This is a genomic window from Virgibacillus sp. AGTR, assembly GCF_016919725.2.
Taxonomy (GTDB): domain Bacteria; phylum Bacillota; class Bacilli; order Bacillales; family Amphibacillaceae; genus Virgibacillus; species Virgibacillus salarius.
The window spans coordinates 1-23,353 of record NZ_JAJERH010000040.1; the positions used below are offsets into that span (position 1 = coordinate 1).

The following is a 23,353-nucleotide window of genomic DNA, read 5'->3' on the forward strand; positions in this document are numbered from 1 at the left end:
CAATTCGTCGGAGCATTGCCAATATACATTAAACATTTCAAAATAACTACTTGGCTTAACACAGTCATTGCACTGATTTTATACTTTCTTAACTTAGAACAAAAGCGCAAGCGCCCGATTAGAAACGTAGCGACTGAAGCGAGTGATTGGAGGTAAAGGAAGCACGGTAAGCTTGCAAGCCGATGATGGCTTAGATTAGGACGATTCGTGAAGTCACCTCGTTTCTGGGCGCTGGAGCTGGACGCGGCTTAACACGCCCCTATTTATCCACATGGGCAAACTCTATAAGTTCCTAAACTAACAAAAACGCTACAGCATCACCTTTAGAGGTACTGTAGCGTGTTATTCCTAAAAACTACCTATTTATTTTTCTGTTGAAGATTCTTTGGAGTTCGTTTCTTTATTTGACTTATCTCCAGTAGGGTTTTCTTCATAGCTTACTTCCATACCTGCCAAACTATAGAATTCCTTCTTTAAGTTATTATACTTTACGGTATTATCATTAAACGCTTTATTTAAATCAATAACCTTTTCATAACTATCATTTATTTTATTAATTTGTTCAGTTAAAGTCTTTTGCTCAAGATCCTCTTTTTGAAGCATGGTATACATTTCTTTTTCGAGTTTTAACGATTCTTGATAAGCTTTATTTAGCTTTGAATACGTTTCATAGCGCTTTTCCATTACTTCGTTCATATTTTCAGCTTTCTTCTTCACTTTATCCGCTTCAAGATCAGTAATCAGCTCTTCTATTTCAGAGAATTCATTACTTGCTGCTTCAATACTTTCCTTTTCTTTAGCTATTTCTTTAGCACGTTGATCAATTGTTTCAATTGCTTGTTTAGAATATTTCTTAATTTTATCCATTTCGTCCATACCGAGATTGACAATTTTACTGTATAATTGCTGCTCTTCTTTTTCTAAATCAGTAATTTTACTTTGTTGCTCCTCAAAGCCTTGTTCTAAAGAAACAGCTTCCTCTAAATGTCCTTGAATTTTTTCCTCAGTAGACTTACTACTACAAGCAGAAATCACTAATAAAAGTATGATTCCTGCGAAAATGGCAGATTTTTTTAATGGCACGAATATTACCCCCTACAACTTTTCCATCAATTATTCGATTCTCAGTATACCATAAAATATATCGGACAAAAGATAAATCTAATTGCTCTAGCATGTATATAGTAAAACTATGATTAATATAACTTAAATATGATAAAATATGAAATTGAAATGAAGAATAGAGTATAGGATTAGGAGTGGTATGCATGATAACCATGAAAGATATTGTTCGTGAAGGGCATCCTTCTTTAACAACTGTTGCTGAAGAGGTGGAGAATCCATTAAACACCGCTGATAAAAAGTTATTAGAGGATATGATTACATTTTTAAAAAATAGTCAAGATGAAGAAATAGCTGAAAAATATCAATTACGCGCAGGGGTAGGTTTAGCAGCACCTCAGCTTGGCTTAAATAAGCGATTAGTAGCTGTACACTTCGAAGATCCTAATGGGAAGCAATACAGCTATGGGCTTGTTAACCCTAAAGTAATTAGTCACTCCGTAGAAAAAACCTATTTATCTACAGGTGAGGGGTGTTTATCTGTCGACCGTCCAGTGGAAGGCTACGTGCCTAGGTATGCACGCATTACAGTAAAAGCTTTTGATAAGGAAGGTAACCCTTTAAAATTACGGTTAAAAGGCTATGCAGCGATCGTATTCCAACATGAGATTGATCACCTGAACGGTATTATGTTTTATGATCATATTAATGAAGATAATCCTTTTGCTATTCCAGAAAATGCAAAACCAGTAGAATAAAGAGAAACGGCAGAACCCTTATGGACTGCCGTTTCTCTTATTCATTTATACTAAATTTACATATTCTAATCCTTTTCGTATTCCATCCTGATCAACAGAGGCTGTTGTAAAATCTGCTACTTTTTTTAATTCAGGAACTGCATTCCCCATGGCTATACCTGTACCTGTCTCCTTTAACATTTCAATATCATTTAAACCGTCTCCAAACGAATAGGTATCTTGTAAATCTAATCCACTAGCTTCAATTAGCTTTTCTACTCCAACCGCTTTAGACCCCCCGATTGGTAAAATATCACATGAATAATCGTGCCAGCGTAAGAAATGCAGGCGATCATGAGCTCGAGCAAAGAGCTTTTCTTGTTCATTTTCACAAAATATCAACGCTTGATGAATTTTGTTTACTTTATAAAAATCTGGATCTACTTTTGGATAGGAAATTTTCAGACTCCCCATACTCTCGGAAATAAAGGGGTGATCCGAAACCGAGGCTCTCATTTCCTGATTATTTAAATAGACTAACGGATAATCTAAATCCAGTGCTTTATTATATAAGTTAGCAAGCTCTTCCTTCTCTAGTGGATTTTCATAAACTGTTTTTCCTTCAAATACAACAAATTGTCCATTAAAGCTAACATAAGAATGAATATCCAACTCTTTCCGAATATCTTCAAACATAAACGGAGCTCTTCCAGTCGCTATCGCAACATAAACACCTTTATTTTTTAATTCTTGAATAGCCTCTTTTGTTGAAGCTGGTAACTGCTTATGATGATCTAATAAGGTGCCATCAATATCAAAAAATACAATTTTTTTCTGCATTCTGCTATTCCCCTTTTCTGGATGTATAAGAAATTAAACTATGTTAAAACTAAGTATACCAACGTATCAAAAGAAAGTCTGTAAAGCAATAATAAATATTTTTTAAAAGAAATAAAGTATTTTTATTTCAATCTTCCTCAACTCATACTATACTATAGATAAGAGGGATTGGATCGGTAGAACGTTTTTCTTGCTTTTCTTAAATCTGAGAAAGGAGCTGTAACGTCATGTTAAAACGCCTAAAAGAAAAGCTCAAGAAACGCTGGAAAGACTTTTTAGGCCAAGGACGTGTACCTACAACTTGTAAAAAAGACTACCATTGATAGTACCAATCGCAACAATATAAAGGTACCATAAAGCCGGAAATACAAAAACGGGAAATCGGATAAATCAGGAAAAACATGTATCAAATCAGGTATAATTTAGTGTAAATAAACGTGTTATAAAAATAGAAATGGACAAGAATGATAATTAAGGAGAGATGAGATGATTTACAAAGTTTTATATCAAGAACTGCCAGAAGAAATTCCAGTTCGAGAGCGTACGAAGAGTGTATATGTTGAAGGAGAATCTGTAAGACAAGTTCGAAAAAAATTAAATGAACGCAAGTATAATATTGAGTATATCCACGAAATGGATGAAGCACATTTAGATTACGAAAAATTATCCGATGATTTTAAAGTGGAGAACATATAAAAAATGAAGTTCGTTAAAAATGACCAAGCTGCTGTTTTTGCATTAGGCGGACTAGGGGAAATCGGAAAGAATACGTACGGAGTACAATTCCAGGATGAAATAATATTAATTGATGCTGGAATTAAATTTCCTGAAGATGAACTTTTAGGTATCGACTACGTAATTCCTGATTACACTTACCTTGTGCAAAACCAGGATAAAATCAAAGGATTATTTATTACTCACGGTCATGAGGATCATATTGGGGGAATCCCTTATCTTCTTCGTGAAATTAATGTGCCAATATATGCCGGTAAACTTGCGATCGGATTAATTCGTAACAAATTAGACGAACACGGTCTATTAAGAAACGCTAAATTAAATACCATACAAGAAGACGATATAATTAAATTCCGTAAAACTTCCGTTAGCTTTTTCCTTACTACTCACAGTATTCCCGATGCTTATGGTATCGTAGTTAAAACACCACCAGGTAACATTGTGCATACTGGTGATTTCAAATTTGACTTTACACCTGTTGGTGAACCAGCTAATCTTTCTAGGATGGCTGAAATTGGCAAAGAAGGTGTGCTCTGTTTGCTTTCTGACAGTACGAACAGTGAGGTTCCTGGATTTACCATGTCAGAAAAAGTGGTTGGGGCGAACATCAAAGATATCTTTAGCAGAGTAAATGGTAGGGTTATATTTGCGACATTTGCGTCAAATATTTATCGACTTCAACAGGTTGTAGAAGCTGCAGTTAATAATAACCGTAAAATAGCTGTATTCGGTCGTAGTATGGAATCTGCCATTAATCTCGGACAAGAATTAGGTTATATACAAGCTCCTAAAGACACATTTATTGATGCAAATCAGATTAATCGTCTTCCAGCTCAAGAAGTAACCATTCTATGTACCGGTTCACAAGGTGAACCTATGGCTGCCCTTTCCCGTATTGCCAATGGAACACACCGTCAGATTCAAATTATACCAGGTGATACTGTTGTATTTTCTTCATCACCAATCCCTGGAAATACAATAAGTGTTGGACGTACAATTAATAAATTGTACCGAGCTGGTGCAGATGTTATTCATGGCAAATTAAGTAATATTCATACTTCTGGTCACGGTAGTCAGGAAGAGCAAAAATTAATGCTTCGCCTTATCAAACCAAAATACTTCATGCCTATCCATGGAGAATACCGTATGCTAAAAGAGCATATGAAATTAGCCGAAGCGTGTGATGTAGAGCCAAGTAATTCATTTATTATGGATAATGGCGATGTATTGGCATTAGGAAAAGATAATGCCATTATAGCTGGAAAAATCCCTTCAGGTTCCATTTATGTTGATGGAAGCGGCATAGGTGATATTGGTAATATCGTGTTACGAGATCGACGAATCCTTTCTGAAGAAGGACTTGTAATCGTGGTTGTCAGTATAAATATGAAAGAGTTTAAAATCTCTGCTGGACCAGACATCATCTCTAGAGGATTCGTTTATATGAGAGAATCAGAGGATCTCATTAATGAAGCGCAAAAATTAGTCGCTTCTCATCTAGATAAAGTAATGGAACGAAAAACTACGCAATGGTCTGAAATTAAGAACGAAATAACAGATACGATTGCCCCATTTCTTTATGAAAAAACAAAACGCAGACCGATGGTGTTACCTATTATTATGGAAGTTTAATGGTAAAATAGTAGAACCGCTAAATAAAGATGATTAAATTTATCTTCTGACTGAGCGATAAATGAACAATCTGTCTGTAAAACAAAAACCCAAACTTTATCTAAAATATTTCAGATAAAGTTTGGGTTTTACATTGCAACAATTTTTTCGTCCCAGACTTTTTGTTTTTTTTAGCTTTATTCCTCGATGACTAAATGTTTTTCGAAGCGAGAAATATCTTTATCCGCACCGATAACGATAAGTATATCTCCTTCTGTGAAGACGTGATCAGCACTTGGTGAGACATTTATATCCTTTCCTTGTTTTACTGCGACAACGTTACAGCCATAGTTGGCTCGTATATCTAAATCTGCCAATGTTTTGCCTAACATTTTATTTCCTACTTTAACTTCGACAATACTATGATCATCCGATAATTCTAGATAATCTAAAATATTATTGGAAATAATATTATGCGCTATTCGTTTACCCATATCTCTTTCAGGATGAACAACTTGATCAGCACCAATTTTATTTAAAATTTTTGCATGGTAATCATTTTGAGCCTTAACTGTAATTTTTTTAATCCCTAAATCAGTCAATATAACCGTCGTAAGAATACTTGCTTGAATATCATCACCTATTGCCACAATCACATGATCTATATTTTTAACTCCTAATTCTTTCAACGACACTTCATCCGTTGAATCAGCAATCACTGCGTGTGATGCAATATTTTTAAATTCATTTACTCGATCCTCATTATTATCAATAGCAAGAACTTCCATACCCTCCATGCTAAGCTCTTTACAAATACTACCACCAAATCTTCCAAGACCTATTACCGCAAATTCTCGTTTCATCCTGTTTCCTCCATCACTATTCTTTGTCCTTAGCTTATCACATATTTCTATATGAATAAAAGAGACAAATATTTTGTGAACGGATAGCTTTCGCTGCGACTGTAAGCCTCTGTCAACAACAATCTTGGACTTTAAAGGATGTCTGAAAGGGATTTCTGCCTGTATAAAATGAACCAAACGCTTCCCTATCCTCTCCAAAAAAAGCAACTTCCTAAAAACCCGCAGGAAGCCGCTTTTTGCTTCCTAGGAGGTCTCTAGAACTCAGTATAGGCAGGGGTTTTCTAAACCATTAAAAAGAGGCTGGAACAAAACACAACTTCTTTACCCAAAATACGAATAATCATGTTATCAATAGGAGTATCATCGCCGCACCGGGAAACTATACGCTCTTTCCACGAACACGGCCACAGCTAACTTGGTAAAGAAAAACACGTTATCAGTTGGATCTTCGGACTCGTGCGGTTCCCGCTAGAGTCTCGCTTATTTCAGGTGCTAAATGAATGATTCTAATCAAAAAAACGAACGATAATTAATTTTTTTAATTAATTAGGTCCGTTTTTAATTGTTTCTTCATTCTTTTGTCTCAGCCTCTTAATCACATTGCATCAAGCATTTGAAATTGTGATTTCACTAATCCATAGTATTCTCCTTGCTTACGCATTAATTCACTATGATTTCCACTTTCTAATATTTTTCCTTGTTCTAATACGAAGATATTATCTGCTTCTCTAATGGTTGATAACCGATGTGCAATGATAATTGCAGTTCTCCCCTTCAGCAGCCTTCCTAATGCTTCTTGTATCTTTACCTCTGTCTCCGTATCAATACTTGCCGTGGCTTCATCTAAGATTAAAATACTTGGATTAGCAAGCAATGCTCTTGCAAAAGATAATAGCTGCCTCTCACCCGCCGATAAAATATTCCCCCGCTCTTCAACTTCCGTTTCATAACCATTTGCTAATCGCTGAATAAAATCATCTGCTCCAACAACCTTTGCTGCTTCTTTTACTTCTTCATCAGATGCATCTGGCCTACCAAATCGAATATTCTCTATAATCGTGCCTGAGAATATAAATGTATCCTGTAACACTACACTTATTTTTTGCCGTAAGCTGTTTAGATTTACTTCCTTTAAATCATGCCCGTCAATTTTTACTTTTCCTTTTGTAGGATCGTAGAATCTACTGATTAAGTTAGCAATTGTCGACTTGCCGCTCCCCGTATGTCCAACTAACGCAATAGTTTGACCTTGCTTAATCTCAAAAGAAATTTCATGTAAAGCAATTCGATCATTATCATAAGAAAACTCTACCTTGTCAAATTCTATATGCCCGTTCATGTCATCAATTCCATATGCATCTGCCGCCTCTTTTACATTTGGTTTTTCATCAAGGAATTCAAAAATTCGCTCTGAGGCGGCCATTGCCATTAGCATTTGATTATACATTTGCCCGAGTCGAGAAATTGGGTCCCAAAACATGCCAATAAAGAAGGCAAAAGATACAAAGTCTCCTATTTCTATCCCACCATTCTCCACACCTAAAAGAATTAGATAGGCACCATATGAAATAAGAATGATCGTACCAATTGCATTACTCATCTCTACAAATGGACGAAACATCGCGCTTTTCCTCGTAGCTTCTCTCCAGCTTTTATAATTATCTGAGTTTACTCCATGGAAATATTCCCCGTTTTCTTTTTCCTGTGAGAATGACTGGGTAATCCGCATACCTTGAAGTCCTTCATTCAAATGGGAATTCATGCGAGACTGTTGAATACGTACGGATTGCCAAGATCTACGAATAGTTCTTCTAAGCTTTGTTGTAAGGTAAAACATTACTGGCAGGATGATCATGATTGCAAGCGCCAACTTCGGACTTAATACGAATAAGATGACGATGATACCAACAAGTGTAACAACGTCCATTAATAAATTTATAATTCCATTCGTAAATAATTCTTGAAGTGAATTAATATCGTTCATAATCCGTACTAAAATAGATCCCGCAGATCTAGAATCAAAAAAACGATGAGATAGATGTTGTACATGAGAAAACAAATGCTGTCGAATATCATAAATGACGTTCTGCCCTAGAATATTTACCCACTTAATTCGATAGACGTTACCAACATAACTGAGTAAGTAAAGGATACCTATACCAATAACTAAATAGGTAAGAAGCGAAATATTCCCTTCGTCAATTGCTAAATCAATCGCTACTTTACCAATTAAGATGGGGACAATAAGTCTTACAGCTGTTGAAACTAGCATTGCAATAATTGCTGCAGGTAAGTATGTTCTCGAATAAGGCTTTAAATAAATAAGTAATCTCCACATTTGCTTCCAGTTAAAAGGTTTTTCAATAGCTTGATCCTGTGTATAGTAAAATCGTTGCAAATGTCTACTCTCTTTTTCCTCTCTTTGTTGCGCCATGGTTTCCCTCCTTATGCATGTTGTCTATTCATGATCTCTTCACGATCCTGATATTGAATCTCATAAATACGCTGGTAAGCTCCCTGATTTTGTAACAGAAAATCATGTGTACCTCGCTCTACAACCTCACCATCCTCTAAAACAATGATTTCATCCGCGTGCTTTAAGGATGATATTCGATGGGCAATGATAAACGAGGTTCTACCTTTCATTACTTCTTTAAGTGCCTTTTGTATTTTAAATTCCGTCTCCATGTCTACAGCAGAAGTTGCATCATCTAACACGAGAATACTTGGATTAATACAGATTGCTCTGGCAATGGCAATTCGTTGTTTCTGACCACCAGATAGCCCCATTCCTCGCTCCCCAAGCATCGTTTCATATCCATTTGGCATCTTCATAATAAAATCATGTGCTTGTGCTCGCATGGCTGCATCTATAATCTGTTCTTCTGAAACATTTGGGTTTCCGTATGCAATATTCTCTCTTATTGTTGTTGAAAACAGAAACGGCTCCTGCAATACAAATCCAATTGCTTGACGTAAGGTTTTAATGCGGTAGTCGGAAACAGCTCTCCCATCAACTAGAACCTCACCTTTTTCAGGCTCATAGAATCTTGTTATTAATTGAGTAATACTTGTTTTTCCTGAACCAGTTGACCCAATTAAGCCAACTACTTTCCCTGGTGGGGCATCAAATGAAATGTCTTTTAGGGCAGAATCATCGTTTTCAGAATAGGTTAATGTCACATTATTAAACGTTACATGGCCTTTAATAGGCTGATCGATAGCTGTTTCACTTTCCTCTATATCCTCTTTAGCTTCAAGTATTTCTAGCAATCGTTCAGCAGAAGCTTTTGCTTGAGAAAATTGATTGACAACAAAACCCAGATTCATTAGCGGACCCATAATGTACCAAACCAGGCTAAAGAATGCGACGAGTTCACCAATAGATAAATTGCCGTTAATTACTAGGTAACCTCCAAATGCCAGTAAAGCCACGGCACAAAAGTTACCTATAAATTCCATTAAAGGAAAATATTTAGACCATATGAAAGATGTTTTTAAATAGTTTTGTCGGTAATCATCATTGCTTACAGAAAATCTCCCTATTTCAAAATCCTCTCTGGATAAAGATTTTACTGTATTCATCCCACTAATATTTTCCTGCACTCTTGTATTTAACTTTCCAAACGACTTACGAATTTTCCGAAATGCTGGATGAACCCGTTTATCGAACTGATACACAACGATTCCAAGAAAAGGCATTGCTGCCATCGTAACCAAGGCTAGCGGCACTGAAAAATAAAACATTACTCCTAAACTAATACCGATCAGTAAAATGATGCGCAGTAATTCAGAAAAACCAAATGATAGGAAAAAACGAAATCCTTCTACATCAGCGGTTAATCGTGACATGATGTCACCTGTTTTTGCATTGTCATAGTATTTAAAAGAGAGCCTTTGTAGTTTATCGTATAGTGCGTCACGTAATTTATATACAGCTATAATCCCAAATAAATCTCCTAAATATTGATGATAAAACGTAGCAAACCCCTTAAATATCATTAACAATAAAAATGCTCCTGAAATATACGGTATCAATTCATACTGATCAGCCAAAACGACGTTATCAATCGTCTGTTGCAATATAATTGGATACACAACGGTAATGACTGTAACAAAGAATAAGAAGAATAATGACAGCATTAAATATTTCTTGTACGGCCAAAAGAATTGCTTTAGCTTTTTAAATGTGTCCAAGTGTTTCCCTCCTTTAGATGAATTTCCGTAATTACTAATATAACGGGTTCCGAAATAAATATCCACTCTTTTAACTCAATTTTTTAAATTTTTTTCAAGTTATTATTTTTAAGAATTATGAATGTGTATGAACCCTTCATTCAATGGCTTGACCTATTAAAATATAAAACATGAATAGTTACATGATCAAACTTTTATCTTATTACCTTTATAGCATAAACGAACAATCGTTCTTATATATAATATTTTTTCCCAAACAAAAACCTCTGCTTCGTTGCAGAGGCCTATTGTTAGTTATTTTCAGCATGTACCAATCGCTGGATTCGCTGTTCAAGCATATTGGTATTACTTTTTCCCTTTTGTACAAAACGTAGTATTCCTGATTTATCAAATAGATAAAACGACGGAACATAATTCAATCCAAATGCATCTGTTATCTCATCATTGTTATCTACAATAATCGGTTCATGCATACCATAATTAGCTACAACTAGTTTGATTTTCTTCATGTTCTTATCACTTATAGAACGTGGTATATGAACTGAAATAACCTGTAAATTCCCTTGATAAGTATCTCGTAATTGATTAATTCTAGGAATGGCTTTTTTACATAGATGACAACTGACAGACCAAAAATGGATGAATGTTGGTTTTGAGCCGATTAAATCTTCCTTGGTAATCGAATCACTGTTTAACCAATTAGTGGCTCCATTTAATTCCGGCATCTCATCACGTAAACGCATGCTACTACCTCCTAAAGTATCCTTAAATTCAACCGTCTACCCATACCTATATATGAATAGTTGGATAAAATGGTTCGTTGAAAATAAGAATATTTAAGAGAAAAATTAATCTAATTTATGATTTACCATTTGGCAAACATCATTTGCACTGAATCCTTGAGCATTAATTACAGCACCAGCAATTTGTGTATCCGTCACACCCATTAAATTCTTATCCTGTCCAGAAATAATACAACAATCACAATATGCAGCATCGTCTGCATTTTTTAAATCTACAACCTCATGTCCCATCTCCATTAATGCCTCTTTAACATCTGTTAATGTTTCTTCCACACCAATACGTGCCACTTTCATTGCCTCCTCTATATATTTAATTCATATATAGATTTTGCAACTAATAAGAAAGATATACAAAAGCTATAAAGAAAGCATCTTAATTGTTTTTGTAACAGCTTCTACTCCCACAAATAATGCGTCCTCATCAGGATTTAACTGTGCGTGGTGAAGACCATATTCAGAATCTACTCCTAGCCAAAACATAAATCCGGGTATATCTTTTAACATATACCCAAAATCCTCACCAGTCATTGCGGCATCTGCTTGTATATAATTCAGATCAGTCGCTTGAATTATTTCGGAAAAACGTTCCACCAGCTGGTGATCATTATACACCTGATAATAATTGGCACCATAATCAAGTGTAATGGAACAATCATAGGCCATTTCAAAACCTTTAGCCATTTTCTCCAGTCGATTTTTTACCGTCTGAATAGCATTAGGATGTTCGGTTCGAATCGTTCCCTCCAGCCTTGCTGTCTCTGCAATCGCATTCTGAACAAATCCACTTTCCATTTTTCCTATAGTGACAACCGCACCCTCCAGCGGGTTTATGTTTCTCGAAACAATTTGCTGCATCTGCACGATAAAACTACTTGCAGCAACCGCCATATCCCTTGTTAAATGCGGATATGCAGCGTGTCCACCTTTGCCAGTAAAATCTAAATAAAGTTCACTAGTATTAGCAAATAACAGCCCTGGTTTACTAGATACTGTACCTACTGGTAGTTCTGGAGCAATATGCAAAGCAAAGATTACATCTGGACGCCAATCATTAAATTGTTCAGACTGCATTAATGGAAGTGCACCACCAGGTCCTTCTTCGGCAGGCTGGAATATAAATAAACAATTATCCTTAATCGGATTTTCAATCATGTGCTGTAATGCTCCAAGTCCAATGGTCATATGAAAATCATGACCACAAGCATGCATCTTTCCTTGATGCAAGGAAGAAAACGCTAAATTGGTCTTTTCCATAATTGGTAATCCATCCATATCAGCTCGAAAACCTATGGTTTTCTCCGGAGCTAATCCCGCTACAAATACAAGTATACCTGTTTTCCATAATTGAATAGACACTCGATCAGTCTGGAAATCTTTAATTTTTTCAAGCAAGTATTGCTGTGTTTTTATTTCTTGAAATCCTAGTTCGGGTATCTGATGTAGATCTCTTCTAATCTCTTTTAGTTCTAGCATATTTATTCCCTACTTAGTCATTTAATTTCCGTAGCTCTTGTTTGATCTCTGTCTTTGATTTTGTATTCTCATCGATTTCTTTTAATACTTTTGCAGGCGTGCCAGCAACCAATGTGTTTGGCGCAACATCCTTTGTAACAATTGCTCCAGCTGCAACGATTGCTCCTTTCCCTATCGTAACACCTTCCAACACAACTACATTTGCTCCAATTACCACATCATCTTCTACGACAACCGGTTTTGCAGATGGTGGTTCAATAACCCCAGCAAGAACGGTTCCTGCGCCAATATGACAATTCTTACCAACTGTCGCACGCCCACCCAGCACAGCGTTCATATCAATCATCGTTCCTGCGCCAATAACAGAACCGATATTTATCATTGCTCCCATCATAATGACACAACCGTCACCAATTTCTACTTGATCACGAATTACAGCACCTGGTTCAATACGAGCATTAATTCCTTTTAAATCTAGTAATGGAATTGCCGAATTTCTGCGATCATTTTCCAGCACATAATCCTCTATAACATCTTTATTATTCTCTAATAGGCTCTTGATTGTTTCCCATTCTCCAAATAAGACACCACTTTTACTCTCCAAAAACGATTGAATCGATTTATCTAATTCTAATTGACTTAAATCATTACCCTTTATATATACTTTCACTGGTGTACTTTTTTTGCTGTTTGAGATAAAGCTTATAATTTCATTTGCATCCATCATATTCATTATTTCGTATCCTCCTATTTATGTACTATCTTTTAATTTAGCAGATAGCTTTTTTCGTCGCAATTATTATCCATTATGTAAATTCCTAAAGAGGCTTTTACAAATAATCTTATCTAGATTATCCCTGTTCATTAAAGCAATGAAAGAGACTAAAGCAAAAGTATTTCTTCAAAAAATAACCCGAACGAATCAGTTCGGATTATTTTGGTATCATCGCTCTAGCAAAATACTTCGCTTTTTCAAGGAGTCTACTTATTTTGCCTGCGTTTCGTATAAACACTTAAATTTTTATTGTTCCGTTTTTGGGGGTTAACTATTTTAGTTTCGTCCCAGCATCTTCTCATGATTTTTGTGTATAAATGTCTTTTTTAACTTGCTTTAAAATGGCTCTTCTTGTTAGAATCCCATCAAAATATCCATCACTATCAGCCACACAGACAAAAGGATGGTTAATAACTGTATTTAAGCCTTTAAGTAACGAATCTTCTTTTGATAAGCAAGGTATTTCTTCATTTAAAACATCCTTAACAAGGATGTCAGAAAGCCGCTCAAACTCAAAACGTTCAAGCCCTAATATTTGATTTAATATATTGGTTTTAGCTATTGTTCCAATTAATTTATAAGATGCATCAAGAACCGGAACTGCGGAATATCCAGACTTTACCAATACAAGCAAAGCATGCTCTAATGGATTATTTACTTGTACATGTGCAACCTTCTCGGAAGAAATCATCACATCACCAACAGATAGATCAGTTAATTGCTTATCTTGCAACATACTCATCACATCACCCCTTATCATACTTTCATAGAAGGTACAGTTTCGTATCCATTTTATTAACCCACCAAACTACATTCTATATTTTACCATAGTGTAGAAATAAGAAAAACGAAACAAGCTAATTTTGGTTTGCAAAAGCAACTTATAAAAGTTATAATATGAACATATGATCATATAGTATTGGAGAGAGAAAAAATGGATTATAATCCAATTGATGAACAATTAATCGATGCTGTTTCACAAACGTTTAAAGCTTTATCTGATCCAACTCGTATTAAAATCTTACATTTACTCTTCCATAAAGAGTGTTCTGTCAGTGAGATCGCAGATTGCCTAAAAATGAATCAATCTACCATTTCACATCAGTTAAAGTATCTTAAACAGCTAAGACTAGTTAAAAACCGACGAGAAAAGACCATGTATTATTATTCTCCCGATGATTATCACGTTATGAATTTATTAGAACAAACTATTGAGCACAGTAAACATACACGATAGGAGGCTTGATTATGGGACATGATCATGACCATCACCATGGTCACCATCATCATACAAGTAACAAGAGGGTACTATTCTGGAGCTTCATCATGATTACGGCGTTTATGATAATTGAAGCAGTTGGAGGTTTGCTAACAAATAGTCTTGCTTTACTATCAGATGCTGGACATATGTTGAGTGATGCAGCTGCATTAGGATTAAGTCTTTTAGCATTTAAAATTGGCGAGCGACAAGCGACTACTTCAAAAACATATGGTTATCGTAGATTTGAAATCATCGCAGCGTTTATTAATGGCATAACATTGGTGCTTATTTCCCTCTATATTTTCTATGAAGCTTTTCATCGTTTTATGGATCCGCCAAATGTCAGTGCCAATATGATGATTATTGCCGTAATTGGGTTTATCGTTAATATCATTGTAGCTTGGATGCTGATGCGCGGAGACTCAGAAGATAACCTTAACATTAAAAGTGCATTACTTCATGTTTTAGGTGATCTCTTAGGTTCAGTTGGAGCCATCGTAGCAGGTATACTCATACTGCTTTTCGGTTGGAATATTGCCGATCCAATAGCTAGTGTAATCGTCGCCATTTTAATCTTAATTTCAGGTTTCAGAGTGACCAAGGAATCTATCCATATATTAATGGAAGGAAAGCCCGTGCATATAGATGTAAAAGAAATTAAAACAGCATTATTAAAGTTACAAGGAATAAAAGATGTGCATGATTTACATGTTTGGTCAATTACCTCTGAGTTTCCAGCGTTGAGTTGTCATGTAGTTGTTGATGATTCTATCCATCGTGATGACTTACTTAAACAAGCAAATCAGGTATTAAAAGACCAGTTTCATATATCGCATTGCACCATTCAAATGGAAGGTCTTCATACACCCTTTCAAGAAGATTGTGATTCCTGTCCTTAAACGCTACCGAGATTAGGAGTGTCTGCCTTATTTTGGCGGACACTTCTTTCTATGTGAATATGCTCTCCTCCCAATAACAACAGTTCCTAAAACAAATACAGTAGCTCGTTTTTCATTATTTAAACGGTTTAATACCTATCCATTTTATCGTATGTTCTTATGAATCAAATGTCAAGTAATTAACTGACTATTCCGATAAAAAGTGTGGCTAATTCAATTTTTCACTATTCGTGTTATAATTTTGTTCTAATGCATGTCGAGAAAGGTTTGTAACCAATGAACAGAAGATCATTTTTAAAAAAAGCGCTTGGTAGTTTCCTTGCGTTACTAGGGCTAAGCGGCGGAACATACTATTATGCAAAAGAAATTGAGCCTATACTTCTTCACATAAATAAAAACAGAATCTCATCTAAAAAAATAAACCCTGCATTTCAGGATTTTAAAATCATTCAATTTTCAGATACTCATATTGGATTTCATTACACATTAGAACAACTCCATGAACTTGTTCTCAAAATCAATGGACTAGAACCTGATTTAATAGTATTTACTGGTGACCTTGTGGATGAGCCCCACACCTTTCAATGGGATGATAAAATTGTAAATATTTTAAGTAAATTAACCGCTCCTAAAGGAAAATATTGGATCTACGGAAACCATGACCATGGGGGATATGGGACAGAGATAGTGATGAAAGTAATGGAAAATGCTGGTTTTCATCTTTTACAAAACAATCACACAACAATCGACGTTAACGGAGCGCAATTGACACTAGCAGGGATTGATGATGTTATGCTTGGCAAACCAGACTTACAATCAACACTTACTGAAGCTAATCCTGAACTTTTTACCATATTACTTGCTCATGAACCTGATTTTGCTGATCAAGCCGTGAATTACCCTGTAGATGTCCAATTATCTGGGCATAGTCATGGTGGACAAGTAAGATTGCCATTTATTGGTCACCTCTATACACCTGCATATGCTGAAAAATATGTGCAAGGAAAATATTCGTTAAATGATGATAAGCTTTTATTATTTGTAAATAGCGGAATCGGAACTACTAGACTGCCCTATCGATTTTTATGTAAACCAGAGATTCACCTCTATACCCTTGAACATCATAGTTAACCTTCAGGCTATTTATTAATGTCAACTAATTATATGTTAGCGCAGAAACAAAATACCTAATAAAACACACACTATCACTATTTCAGTATTTTGTTAACAATTTATACATGGTATTTTAGGGCTTTCCATGCTACACTTAATGGGATTTCAAACACGTATGGAGGTTTTACATATGCGGACAACGTGTAAATTCATTTTACCCTTAGTGTTTTTATTATTATTATTAGCTGCTTGCGGAAATAAATATCAAGGCGACTACTCTGTTGAAGTAAAGGACTTTTCATTCACGAACCAAGATGGTGAAAATGTCTCCAAAAGTGAGTTAGATGGTGACTTTTGGATTGCGGATTTTATTTTCACAAATTGTGAGACGGTTTGTCCCCCAATGACATCCAATATGGCTAATCTACAAACCCAACTAAAAGAAGCTGGCTTAGATGATGTTCGTCTTGTTTCGTTCAGTGTAGATCCAGATAATGATACGCCAGAAAAATTAAAGGAATTTGGAGAGTCCAGGGGTGCATCTTTTGATAACTGGGATTTCCTAACCGGTTATGAATTTGACAAAATCAAAGAGTTTTCTATTAAATCATTTAAAGCACCTCTAGAAATACCAGCAGACTCTGATCAGGTCATGCATAGCGTTTATTTCTACATCATTTCTCCAGATGGTGACTTTATTTATCGATTTGATGGAAGAAAGCCAGATGAAGTGAAAAAAATCGTTCCAACGATTCAAGATTTGAAATAACGTAATAACGAGCAGATAAGTTCTGCTCGTTTCTGTTGTTAAATGATTAGCTATCACTCTTGCAACAAGATATGCTTTGCGATAGGATATAGACAAGCTATTTAAGAACGGGAGCAAAGGAGGAGCCTAACTATGACAAACAAACAACAACTAGAAGAACTTGCAAAAGCACTTTATACGATTAATCGGCATGCTAAAACAGCTCCTGACCCGAAACACCTCTACGATATAAAAAAAGAAACTATAAGTCGCTTACTCTCTGAAAAACGAGCTAATAAAGTCGGACTTCATTTTTCTAAACAGCCTAAATTTAGTAATCAACATTCAACGCTTCTTGTTAAAGTAGCTAACTATTATTTCCATATTCCGCCAACCAAAAAAGACTTTAAGAATTTAGAGCACCTTGGATCATTAGACGAAAATTATCGGAACCCTCAAGCGAAAATGTCATTATCACAAGCGAAAAAAGTCATTTATCGTTATATTAATTGGAAGCCGGAAAATAAGAAAAGAAACTATGAAAAGAAACACTCTTCTGCTTCTACATATTTCACTCCTTCTTCATTGGGTAAAATGGAATGGCCGCCAAGTAAATCACACCGAAATTAGAAATAATATTTAGCCTCATAATATCCTATTCCATACAAATACAAGTCAGTTATACGCTTTATACACCCTTTTCAAGTAGTAGCGGCAATCCTCTACTGCTTTATTTATGTGAAAATAATCGTTTTCCTGCCGAGAACAAGATTAGCACAATACCAAAAATGGATAACGCTCGTAATAGTAGTGATAAATATGCATATGTAGATTTGTCTAATGTACCTGTAGTCATAAGAATACTAAAACATACTGTAAAAACACCTAAACTAATTCCGATGTACGACAGAAGCATATATGTACGTTTCCGCATATTCCACTGAATAAATATGTTTACGAAACGATATAAAATTCCTATTCCTAGAACGATCAGGAATAGTAACAAATAGCTACCCTCCCCTATTATTGATTGCAATCGATGCATATCATACTCTATATAAAGGATGTACATTGTATCGTCCCTTTCTTCTTTCCATAGATTAGTAGCATTCTATCCTACTCTTCTTTTAACTATACATCCTTATTCATCCCTAAGAAATTACCTTCTACACAAAATTCTCACAGAACATTTATTAAATTTGATATAATGGGCTAAATTGACAACTATAGAGGGGTGATTTGTATTTGAAAAAAGCATATTTATATATTATCACCGGTGCTGCTTTATGGGGGACAATCAGTTGGTATGTTAAAAACCTCTATTCGTTTGGCTTCACACCTATGGAGGTAGTAATTTTACGAGCATGGTCAACAGCCCTATTGCTCTTTCTTTACTTATTATTTTTTTTCCGAAACAAACTAAAGCTTAAATCCTTGAAAGATATAAGGTATTTCCTTGGAACTGGTATTTTAAGCATTACTTTCTTTAATTTTTGCCTATTTACAGCGATTGAATTAAGTACCATTCCTGTGGCTACAGCATTATTATACACCGCCCCTGCATTTGTAATGATATTATCCTTTTTATTTTTCAAAGAGCCCATTACGAAAGGGAAGCTTATGGCTCTTCTAACGACATTAATTGGAACTTGTCTCGTAGTAGAAGTCATACCATTTAATCTAAATGCTGTATCTCTAAGTGCAATTATTTTTGGTTTAGGTGCTGGATTTGGCTACTCCTTATATAGTATATTTAGCAAGTTTGCACTTCGAAAATACTCTAGTCTCAGCATAACTACTTATACGTTCATCATAGCTGCAATTGCATTATCACCTCTATTTCCCTACAAGGAAAAATGGGAATTACTCATGTACCCCGAGGTGATTTTCTACACACTTGGATTAGGCTTTTTACCTACTGCTTTCGCTTATATTATTTATACACATGGACTTAACCACACAGAAGCTTCCAAAGCATCTATTTTATCAACAGTTGAGCCAGTTGTAGCTACATTGATAGGTATATTAATATTTCAAGAGACGTTTTCTATCATCCAATCGATTGGGATGGCTTGTATTTTGGGGGCTGTTCTTTTTATTCAGTTAAATAACCAACCTAAGGCGGTCAACCTTTTACGAAAAACTGGTACATCATAAAAGAGGCTGGGACAAAACACAACTTCTTTACTCAAAATACGAATAATCATATGATCAATAGGAGAATCATCGCCGCACCGTGAAAATATACGCTCTTTCCGCTATTTAGCCACAAAAACGCCCCCTGAAATTAGATTTTTTACTCTAACTTCAGGGAGTCGGTACCTTATCGTTCGTTTTTAATTATTTCTCTTCATTCTTTTGTCTCAGTCTCTTTTACCTAGACATAATAGAGATCAAGCTTTTTTCCTCTTGTTTTGGACTAATTTCATCTGTTTCATTTCTAATCTAGTTTCTATCTGAGAAATGCTTTTCTTATCGTCTAGTAATTCTTGTTTATTTTGTTTAACTAACTGCTCAAAATTTAACGTTTTTGGTCGCATGTGATACACTCCTTTTATACTGTCAACAAGAGTATACCGTAAATTCTTGTAAACTAGATCACAAATTTTTAAATATTTTTTAACAATTTAATTAATTCACCTTGGAGGTAATTTTATGCAACATCTACTTAATAAAAATGTAAAAGAAATAGAAATATCAGGGATTCGTAAATTTTTTAATATGGTAGCAGATGAAAAAGATATTGTATCGTTAACCATTGGACAACCAGATTTCCATACACCCGATCACGTTAAGGAGGCAGCGGTAAATTCCTTACATAAAAACAAAACAACCTATACACATAATGCAGGTATTATTGAACTTCGTCGAGCCATAGCTGTGTTTAATCAAAAGCAGTACGCGATTAGCTATAATCCTGAAAATGAAGTCATTGTTACAACAGGTGCATCTCAGGCGATTGATATTGCTTTTCGTACCATATTGAATCCAGGAGATGAGGTATTACTCCCTGGACCAATTTACCCTGGATATGAACCGTTAATCCGCTTAGCTGGAGCAAGTCCGGTTTATATGGATACAACTAAAACAGGCTTTAAAGTTACTAAAGATATGCTTGTTAAGCATATAACAAAAAAAACAAAATGTATTGTTTTGCCCTATCCTTCTAATCCAACTGGGGCTTCATTCTCAACAGAAGAATTGCAACAACTTGTCTCCATACTGAAAGATAAAGAACTGTTTGTATTAGCAGACGAAATATATAGTGAATTAGTATATGACAGCCAACATATTTCCATAGCTAGATTTTCCGAGATAAGAGATAAAACCATTGTTATTAATGGGTTATCAAAATCCCACTCCATGACTGGGTTTCGAATTGGTTACGTATTAGCACCCGATTGGATCGCTTCGGAGATGCTAAAGGTTCATCAATATAATGTCTCCTGCGCTTCTTCCATTAGCCAGTATGCTGCATTAGAGGCTTTAACATATGGAATAGACGATTCAAGCGAAATGCGATCTGCTTATCAGCAGCGAAGAGATTATGTACAAGAGAGATTGAACAACATGGGGCTTAGTGTCCAGAGGCCTGAAGGAGCATTTTATTTCTTCCCAAAATTTCCGATAAAAGAAATAAGCTCATTCCAATTAGGATTGGACCTAGTAAGAAAAGGTAAGGTTGCGCTAGTACCAGGTAATAGCTTTTCTAAACTAGGAGAAGGATATATGCGCATTTCCTATGCATATCAATTAAAGACCTTACAAAAAGGACTGGATAGATTGGAGGATTTTATTCAGACGTATTTATAAACCGTTCCTATAATTACATCATTATAATTTCTATTTTTCATGTGCATCAGGGTGTTTCATGCTCTCATAAAGATTTAAGAGCCTATCCAATTCTTGACTAAGCGCAACTGATTCAAGATTGGTAAACCCTTTTTCCAATGCAACCTCCGTCATTTTATTACGCAGAAATTCAATTCTTTTAAGAAGATTGTCTGTTGTACTCATTATGATCGCAGTGATACCTCCTCCTTTTGGTTTATTTTACTGTAGCATAGCATTACAGAATTTGACAAGTTTTTCTTGCTATATAACACAAGCTATTTTATTTGTAGAGATTCTCTTACTCGCTTAGTTTTGTCCACTATGCTACTATAATAAGTGTAATGTTTTCTGGAAAGGATGTCTTCGGTGGCAGAAACAAAAAAGAAAAATGAATGGTTGGAATGGGTTAAGGCAATCATTATTGCAATTTTAATTGCTTTCTTTTTAAGAACGTTTATTTTTGCAACGTCTATTGTTGAAGGTGAAAGCATGGACCCCACTCTCCAAAACGGTGAAAGAGTAATCTTTAATAAAATAATCTATATTCTTGATGAACCAGAACGCGGGGACATTGTTATTATCGAAAGACCATTAAAAAATTATGTGAAACGTATTATTGGACTTCCTGGCGAGACAATTGAAATTAATGGAAGTAACCTTTATATTAATGGTGATAAATACGAACAAAATTTTTTAAATGAAGAAGCACAACGTCAGTCAGGTAATTATGGACCAGTGGAAATACCTGAAGGAAACTATTTTGTTATGGGAGACAATAGAGCAATAAGTAAGGATAGCCGAAATGGCTTGGGATTAATCGAAGAAAATGAAATTATAGGCCGCTCTGAATTTATCATTTTCCCTTTCGATCAATGGTCCTTAACCAGATAAATAATAATATAACGTAGTGTATGGGAAAAGATCAGACGATTCGTCTGATCTTTTTTGAAGTTTCCATTAATTACTTATTTTTCTGCATCAAAGATACAGTAACCAATATTTAACAGAATAATAACAAAACAAATAATACCGAAGACAGCTCCCATATCGATTTCCATATGTACCGCACCTCCTCCAAAAAGCTCCTATGTAACATAACTTAGTTAATCTTATTATTGGAATACTTCCACTTTATCATACCAATTTCTATTACCTAAGAAAAGTCAAAATATGATAAAATAATGCTATTACTAATTAAATGAAAACAGAAGCTGTTTCATATAAAAGCAGGTGATTTAAATGCTCCATTGTCCGTACTGTGGTACATCAATTAAAGAAGATGAGAGCTATTGTATTAAATGTGGCAAGAAACTACCAGAAGATAGGTTTAACCGGATGAAAAAGAAAGTAGGCAAGCAATTTTGGAAGCTACCAGCGATTGTCACAGGCTGTGTATTGCTTTCTATCGTCTTACTCTATGTTACGTTAGAAATTCGAACTGCTAAAGCAAAGGACTTATACAATAAGGGTGAAGAGAAGGTTCTAAATGCGGAATATCAAGAAGCTAAAGAGCTCTTTCAGAAAGCGATTGACTATAAGCATAATTTTAATCAAGCACAGCATTCACTTGAATTTATGGATCATGCGTTATCCATAAGAGCTTCATTAGAAGAGTCAACGCAGTTTCTTAAAGAAAAAAAATATCAGGCAGCGCTCGATCTTATCAATAATACAGAAAACACGCTAAAAGACTTTGATGGGCCTGCGATAAACCAATTAATTGACGAGATTGCAGCTAATCGAAATGCTGTTAAATTAAAGCAAGTAACAGAATCTTTAAAAAAGGAACCGAATATTGATCAATTAAAAATATTACTTTGGGACGCTGCTTCTATCGACACTGAGGAAGCTGAACCAATTACAAAAGATATTAGAGACCAAATAATTAATTATACGTACACAAGGGCCAATGAGCAATTAAATAAAAAACAATTTAATGATGCGAAATTAATTGTTGAGGATGGCTTAAAATATGCTCCTAAGTCAGAGAAATTAACAAGTTTACAGACAACGATTGATAAGGAGCAGGTGAGTTTTGAAACGGCCCAGCAAAAAAGAATCGAGCAAGCTATGACCTCTGCTACGAAAGAACAGCAAGTAAATGAAAATGATGCGGTTGAATTAGTATCCATAAAAACCACTAGTGATGATCAAGGTAATCTTGTAGTTAAAGGGAAGGTTAAGAGTGTGGCAACAATCCCTGTTAATTCCATCATGGTTAAGTATAGACTTCGAACTAAGGATGGGCATGAGTTATTAACAAATGGCGTTTACGTATATCCTGATGAATTATATCCAGATGAGTCCGGAAACTTTGAATTCACTCATTTTGATATCGACTATAAAGCCAAAGATGTAGAAACGGATGTTGAGAAAATAACTTGGTATACCGATTAATTAAG

25 protein-coding genes are annotated in these 23,353 nt (G+C 35.2%); 12 read left to right on the forward strand and 13 right to left on the reverse strand.

Annotation, left to right across the window (positions count from 1 at the left end):
• Positions 1-363: 363 nt before the first annotated feature.
• The gene (locus JUJ52_RS14370; RefSeq protein WP_121605032.1) at positions 364-1,083 is read right to left on the reverse strand and encodes a YkyA family protein; all 720 of its coding nucleotides are present in this window, start codon (positions 1,081-1,083) and stop codon (positions 364-366) included.
• Between the two features lie 185 nt (positions 1,084-1,268).
• Between JUJ52_RS14370 and def the strand changes: the two genes are divergently transcribed.
• On the forward strand, positions 1,269-1,820 hold the full coding sequence (gene def / locus JUJ52_RS14375) for a peptide deformylase (RefSeq protein ID WP_166530407.1): 552 nt from the start codon (positions 1,269-1,271) through the stop codon (positions 1,818-1,820).
• 45 nt (positions 1,821-1,865) lie between these two features.
• Here the strand turns inward: def and JUJ52_RS14380 are convergent, their stop codons facing one another.
• The gene (locus JUJ52_RS14380; protein WP_026680750.1) at positions 1,866-2,639 is read right to left on the reverse strand and encodes a Cof-type HAD-IIB family hydrolase; all 774 of its coding nucleotides are present in this window, start codon (positions 2,637-2,639) and stop codon (positions 1,866-1,868) included.
• 486 nt (positions 2,640-3,125) lie between these two features.
• On the opposite strand from JUJ52_RS14380, the gene JUJ52_RS14385 reads away from it, so the two are divergent.
• Positions 3,126-3,335 carry a DNA-dependent RNA polymerase subunit epsilon gene (locus JUJ52_RS14385; RefSeq protein WP_026680749.1) on the forward strand — a complete coding sequence of 70 codons (210 nt, stop codon included), beginning with the start codon at positions 3,126-3,128 and terminating at the stop codon, positions 3,333-3,335.
• A 3-nt stretch (positions 3,336-3,338) separates the two neighbouring features.
• Positions 3,339-5,006 (forward strand): ribonuclease J1, encoded by a 1,668-nt coding sequence (rnjA, locus tag JUJ52_RS14390; RefSeq protein WP_026680748.1) that lies wholly within the window; start codon positions 3,339-3,341, stop codon positions 5,004-5,006.
• A gap of 176 nt (positions 5,007-5,182) precedes the next feature.
• Here rnjA and JUJ52_RS14395 read toward each other — a convergent pair whose 3' ends face one another.
• The 8 genes from JUJ52_RS14395 to cbpB all read right to left on the reverse strand — a co-directional run bounded on the left by JUJ52_RS14395 (position 5,183) and on the right by cbpB (position 13,838).
• Positions 5,183-5,848 (reverse strand): potassium channel family protein, encoded by a 666-nt coding sequence (locus tag JUJ52_RS14395; RefSeq protein ID WP_026680747.1) that lies wholly within the window; start codon positions 5,846-5,848, stop codon positions 5,183-5,185.
• 595 nt (positions 5,849-6,443) lie between these two features.
• On the reverse strand, positions 6,444-8,282 hold the full coding sequence (locus JUJ52_RS14400) for an ABC transporter ATP-binding protein (RefSeq protein WP_205388499.1): 1,839 nt from the start codon (positions 8,280-8,282) through the stop codon (positions 6,444-6,446).
• A gap of 11 nt (positions 8,283-8,293) precedes the next feature.
• Entirely contained in the window at positions 8,294-10,045 is a 1,752-nt protein-coding gene (locus JUJ52_RS14405) for an ABC transporter ATP-binding protein (protein WP_121605029.1), read from the reverse strand.
• A gap of 290 nt (positions 10,046-10,335) precedes the next feature.
• Positions 10,336-10,788, reverse strand: coding sequence for a TlpA family protein disulfide reductase (locus JUJ52_RS14410; protein ID WP_026680744.1), 453 nt, complete (start codon positions 10,786-10,788; stop codon positions 10,336-10,338).
• Positions 10,789-10,893: 105 nt separating this feature from the next.
• Positions 10,894-11,136 carry a YkuS family protein gene (locus tag JUJ52_RS14415; RefSeq protein WP_026680743.1) on the reverse strand — a complete coding sequence of 81 codons (243 nt, stop codon included), beginning with the start codon at positions 11,134-11,136 and terminating at the stop codon, positions 10,894-10,896.
• Between the two features lie 69 nt (positions 11,137-11,205).
• Positions 11,206-12,321 carry an N-acetyldiaminopimelate deacetylase gene (locus JUJ52_RS14420; protein ID WP_034678870.1) on the reverse strand — a complete coding sequence of 372 codons (1,116 nt, stop codon included), beginning with the start codon at positions 12,319-12,321 and terminating at the stop codon, positions 11,206-11,208.
• Positions 12,322-12,334: 13 nt separating this feature from the next.
• Entirely contained in the window at positions 12,335-13,054 is a 720-nt protein-coding gene (gene dapD, locus JUJ52_RS14425) for a 2,3,4,5-tetrahydropyridine-2,6-dicarboxylate N-acetyltransferase (protein ID WP_026680741.1), read from the reverse strand.
• Positions 13,055-13,394: 340 nt separating this feature from the next.
• Positions 13,395-13,838, reverse strand: coding sequence for a cyclic-di-AMP-binding protein CbpB (gene cbpB, locus JUJ52_RS14430; protein WP_026680740.1), 444 nt, complete (start codon positions 13,836-13,838; stop codon positions 13,395-13,397).
• A gap of 192 nt (positions 13,839-14,030) precedes the next feature.
• On the opposite strand from cbpB, the gene JUJ52_RS14435 reads away from it, so the two are divergent.
• The 5 genes from JUJ52_RS14435 to JUJ52_RS14455 all read left to right on the forward strand — a co-directional run bounded on the left by JUJ52_RS14435 (position 14,031) and on the right by JUJ52_RS14455 (position 17,747).
• A complete protein-coding gene (locus JUJ52_RS14435; RefSeq protein ID WP_026680739.1) occupies positions 14,031-14,333 on the forward strand; it encodes an ArsR/SmtB family transcription factor in 303 nt (100 codons plus the stop codon).
• A gap of 11 nt (positions 14,334-14,344) precedes the next feature.
• Positions 14,345-15,256 (forward strand): cation diffusion facilitator family transporter, encoded by a 912-nt coding sequence (locus JUJ52_RS14440; protein ID WP_026680738.1) that lies wholly within the window; start codon positions 14,345-14,347, stop codon positions 15,254-15,256.
• 276 nt (positions 15,257-15,532) lie between these two features.
• The gene (locus tag JUJ52_RS14445; RefSeq protein ID WP_026680737.1) at positions 15,533-16,387 is read left to right on the forward strand and encodes a metallophosphoesterase; all 855 of its coding nucleotides are present in this window, start codon (positions 15,533-15,535) and stop codon (positions 16,385-16,387) included.
• A 172-nt stretch (positions 16,388-16,559) separates the two neighbouring features.
• On the forward strand, positions 16,560-17,138 hold the full coding sequence (locus JUJ52_RS14450) for an SCO family protein (protein WP_026680736.1): 579 nt from the start codon (positions 16,560-16,562) through the stop codon (positions 17,136-17,138).
• A 132-nt stretch (positions 17,139-17,270) separates the two neighbouring features.
• Positions 17,271-17,747, forward strand: coding sequence for a YkyB family protein (locus JUJ52_RS14455; protein WP_121605027.1), 477 nt, complete (start codon positions 17,271-17,273; stop codon positions 17,745-17,747).
• A gap of 100 nt (positions 17,748-17,847) precedes the next feature.
• Here JUJ52_RS14455 and JUJ52_RS14460 read toward each other — a convergent pair whose 3' ends face one another.
• Complete coding sequence (locus JUJ52_RS14460; protein WP_121605026.1) at positions 17,848-18,123, reverse strand: hypothetical protein; 276 nt, start codon at positions 18,121-18,123, stop codon at positions 17,848-17,850.
• A 239-nt stretch (positions 18,124-18,362) separates the two neighbouring features.
• Here JUJ52_RS14460 and JUJ52_RS14465 point away from each other — a divergent pair, with 239 nt between their 5' ends.
• On the forward strand, positions 18,363-19,274 hold the full coding sequence (locus JUJ52_RS14465; RefSeq protein ID WP_026680733.1) for a DMT family transporter: 912 nt from the start codon (positions 18,363-18,365) through the stop codon (positions 19,272-19,274).
• A 236-nt stretch (positions 19,275-19,510) separates the two neighbouring features.
• On the opposite strand, the gene JUJ52_RS14470 is transcribed toward JUJ52_RS14465, so the two are convergent.
• Positions 19,511-19,657 carry an FbpB family small basic protein gene (locus JUJ52_RS14470; protein ID WP_080668660.1) on the reverse strand — a complete coding sequence of 49 codons (147 nt, stop codon included), beginning with the start codon at positions 19,655-19,657 and terminating at the stop codon, positions 19,511-19,513.
• Positions 19,658-19,772: 115 nt separating this feature from the next.
• Between JUJ52_RS14470 and JUJ52_RS14475 the strand changes: the two genes are divergently transcribed.
• Positions 19,773-20,930 (forward strand): aminotransferase A, encoded by a 1,158-nt coding sequence (locus JUJ52_RS14475; protein WP_026680732.1) that lies wholly within the window; start codon positions 19,773-19,775, stop codon positions 20,928-20,930.
• Between the two features lie 30 nt (positions 20,931-20,960).
• Here JUJ52_RS14475 and JUJ52_RS14480 read toward each other — a convergent pair whose 3' ends face one another.
• Entirely contained in the window at positions 20,961-21,134 is a 174-nt protein-coding gene (locus tag JUJ52_RS14480) for an aspartyl-phosphate phosphatase Spo0E family protein (protein WP_080668659.1), read from the reverse strand.
• Between the two features lie 183 nt (positions 21,135-21,317).
• Here JUJ52_RS14480 and lepB point away from each other — a divergent pair, with 183 nt between their 5' ends.
• Positions 21,318-21,842 carry a signal peptidase I gene (gene lepB, locus JUJ52_RS14485; RefSeq protein WP_026680730.1) on the forward strand — a complete coding sequence of 175 codons (525 nt, stop codon included), beginning with the start codon at positions 21,318-21,320 and terminating at the stop codon, positions 21,840-21,842.
• Between the two features lie 348 nt (positions 21,843-22,190).
• The gene (locus JUJ52_RS14490) at positions 22,191-23,348 is read left to right on the forward strand and encodes a zinc-ribbon domain-containing protein (RefSeq protein WP_205388498.1); all 1,158 of its coding nucleotides are present in this window, start codon (positions 22,191-22,193) and stop codon (positions 23,346-23,348) included.
• The last annotated feature ends 5 nt before the right edge of the window (positions 23,349-23,353 follow it).

What these genes read in the sequence shown, in the direction of transcription:
- def (WP_166530407.1), top strand. Translation starts at nt 1,269, where the DNA reads ATGATAACCATGAAAGATATTGTTCGTGAAGGGCATCCTTCTTTAACA.
- JUJ52_RS14380 (WP_026680750.1), bottom strand. Translation starts at nt 2,639, where the DNA reads ATGCAGAAAAAAATTGTATTTTTTGATATTGATGGCACCTTATTAGAT.
- JUJ52_RS14385 (WP_026680749.1), top strand. Translation starts at nt 3,126, where the DNA reads ATGATTTACAAAGTTTTATATCAAGAACTGCCAGAAGAAATTCCAGTT.
- rnjA (WP_026680748.1), top strand. Translation starts at nt 3,339, where the DNA reads ATGAAGTTCGTTAAAAATGACCAAGCTGCTGTTTTTGCATTAGGCGGA.
- JUJ52_RS14395 (WP_026680747.1), bottom strand. Translation starts at nt 5,848, where the DNA reads ATGAAACGAGAATTTGCGGTAATAGGTCTTGGAAGATTTGGTGGTAGT.
- JUJ52_RS14400 (WP_205388499.1), bottom strand. Translation starts at nt 8,282, where the DNA reads ATGGCGCAACAAAGAGAGGAAAAAGAGAGTAGACATTTGCAACGATTT.
- JUJ52_RS14410 (WP_026680744.1), bottom strand. Translation starts at nt 10,788, where the DNA reads ATGCGTTTACGTGATGAGATGCCGGAATTAAATGGAGCCACTAATTGG.
- JUJ52_RS14420 (WP_034678870.1), bottom strand. Translation starts at nt 12,321, where the DNA reads ATGCTAGAACTAAAAGAGATTAGAAGAGATCTACATCAGATACCCGAA.
- dapD (WP_026680741.1), bottom strand. Translation starts at nt 13,054, where the DNA reads ATGAATATGATGGATGCAAATGAAATTATAAGCTTTATCTCAAACAGC.
- cbpB (WP_026680740.1), bottom strand. Translation starts at nt 13,838, where the DNA reads ATGAGTATGTTGCAAGATAAGCAATTAACTGATCTATCTGTTGGTGAT.
- JUJ52_RS14435 (WP_026680739.1), top strand. Translation starts at nt 14,031, where the DNA reads ATGGATTATAATCCAATTGATGAACAATTAATCGATGCTGTTTCACAA.
- JUJ52_RS14440 (WP_026680738.1), top strand. Translation starts at nt 14,345, where the DNA reads ATGGGACATGATCATGACCATCACCATGGTCACCATCATCATACAAGT.
- JUJ52_RS14445 (WP_026680737.1), top strand. Translation starts at nt 15,533, where the DNA reads ATGAACAGAAGATCATTTTTAAAAAAAGCGCTTGGTAGTTTCCTTGCG.
- JUJ52_RS14450 (WP_026680736.1), top strand. Translation starts at nt 16,560, where the DNA reads ATGCGGACAACGTGTAAATTCATTTTACCCTTAGTGTTTTTATTATTA.
- JUJ52_RS14455 (WP_121605027.1), top strand. Translation starts at nt 17,271, where the DNA reads ATGACAAACAAACAACAACTAGAAGAACTTGCAAAAGCACTTTATACG.
- JUJ52_RS14470 (WP_080668660.1), bottom strand. Translation starts at nt 19,657, where the DNA reads ATGCGACCAAAAACGTTAAATTTTGAGCAGTTAGTTAAACAAAATAAA.
- JUJ52_RS14475 (WP_026680732.1), top strand. Translation starts at nt 19,773, where the DNA reads ATGCAACATCTACTTAATAAAAATGTAAAAGAAATAGAAATATCAGGG.
- JUJ52_RS14480 (WP_080668659.1), bottom strand. Translation starts at nt 21,134, where the DNA reads ATGAGTACAACAGACAATCTTCTTAAAAGAATTGAATTTCTGCGTAAT.
- JUJ52_RS14490 (WP_205388498.1), top strand. Translation starts at nt 22,191, where the DNA reads ATGCTCCATTGTCCGTACTGTGGTACATCAATTAAAGAAGATGAGAGC.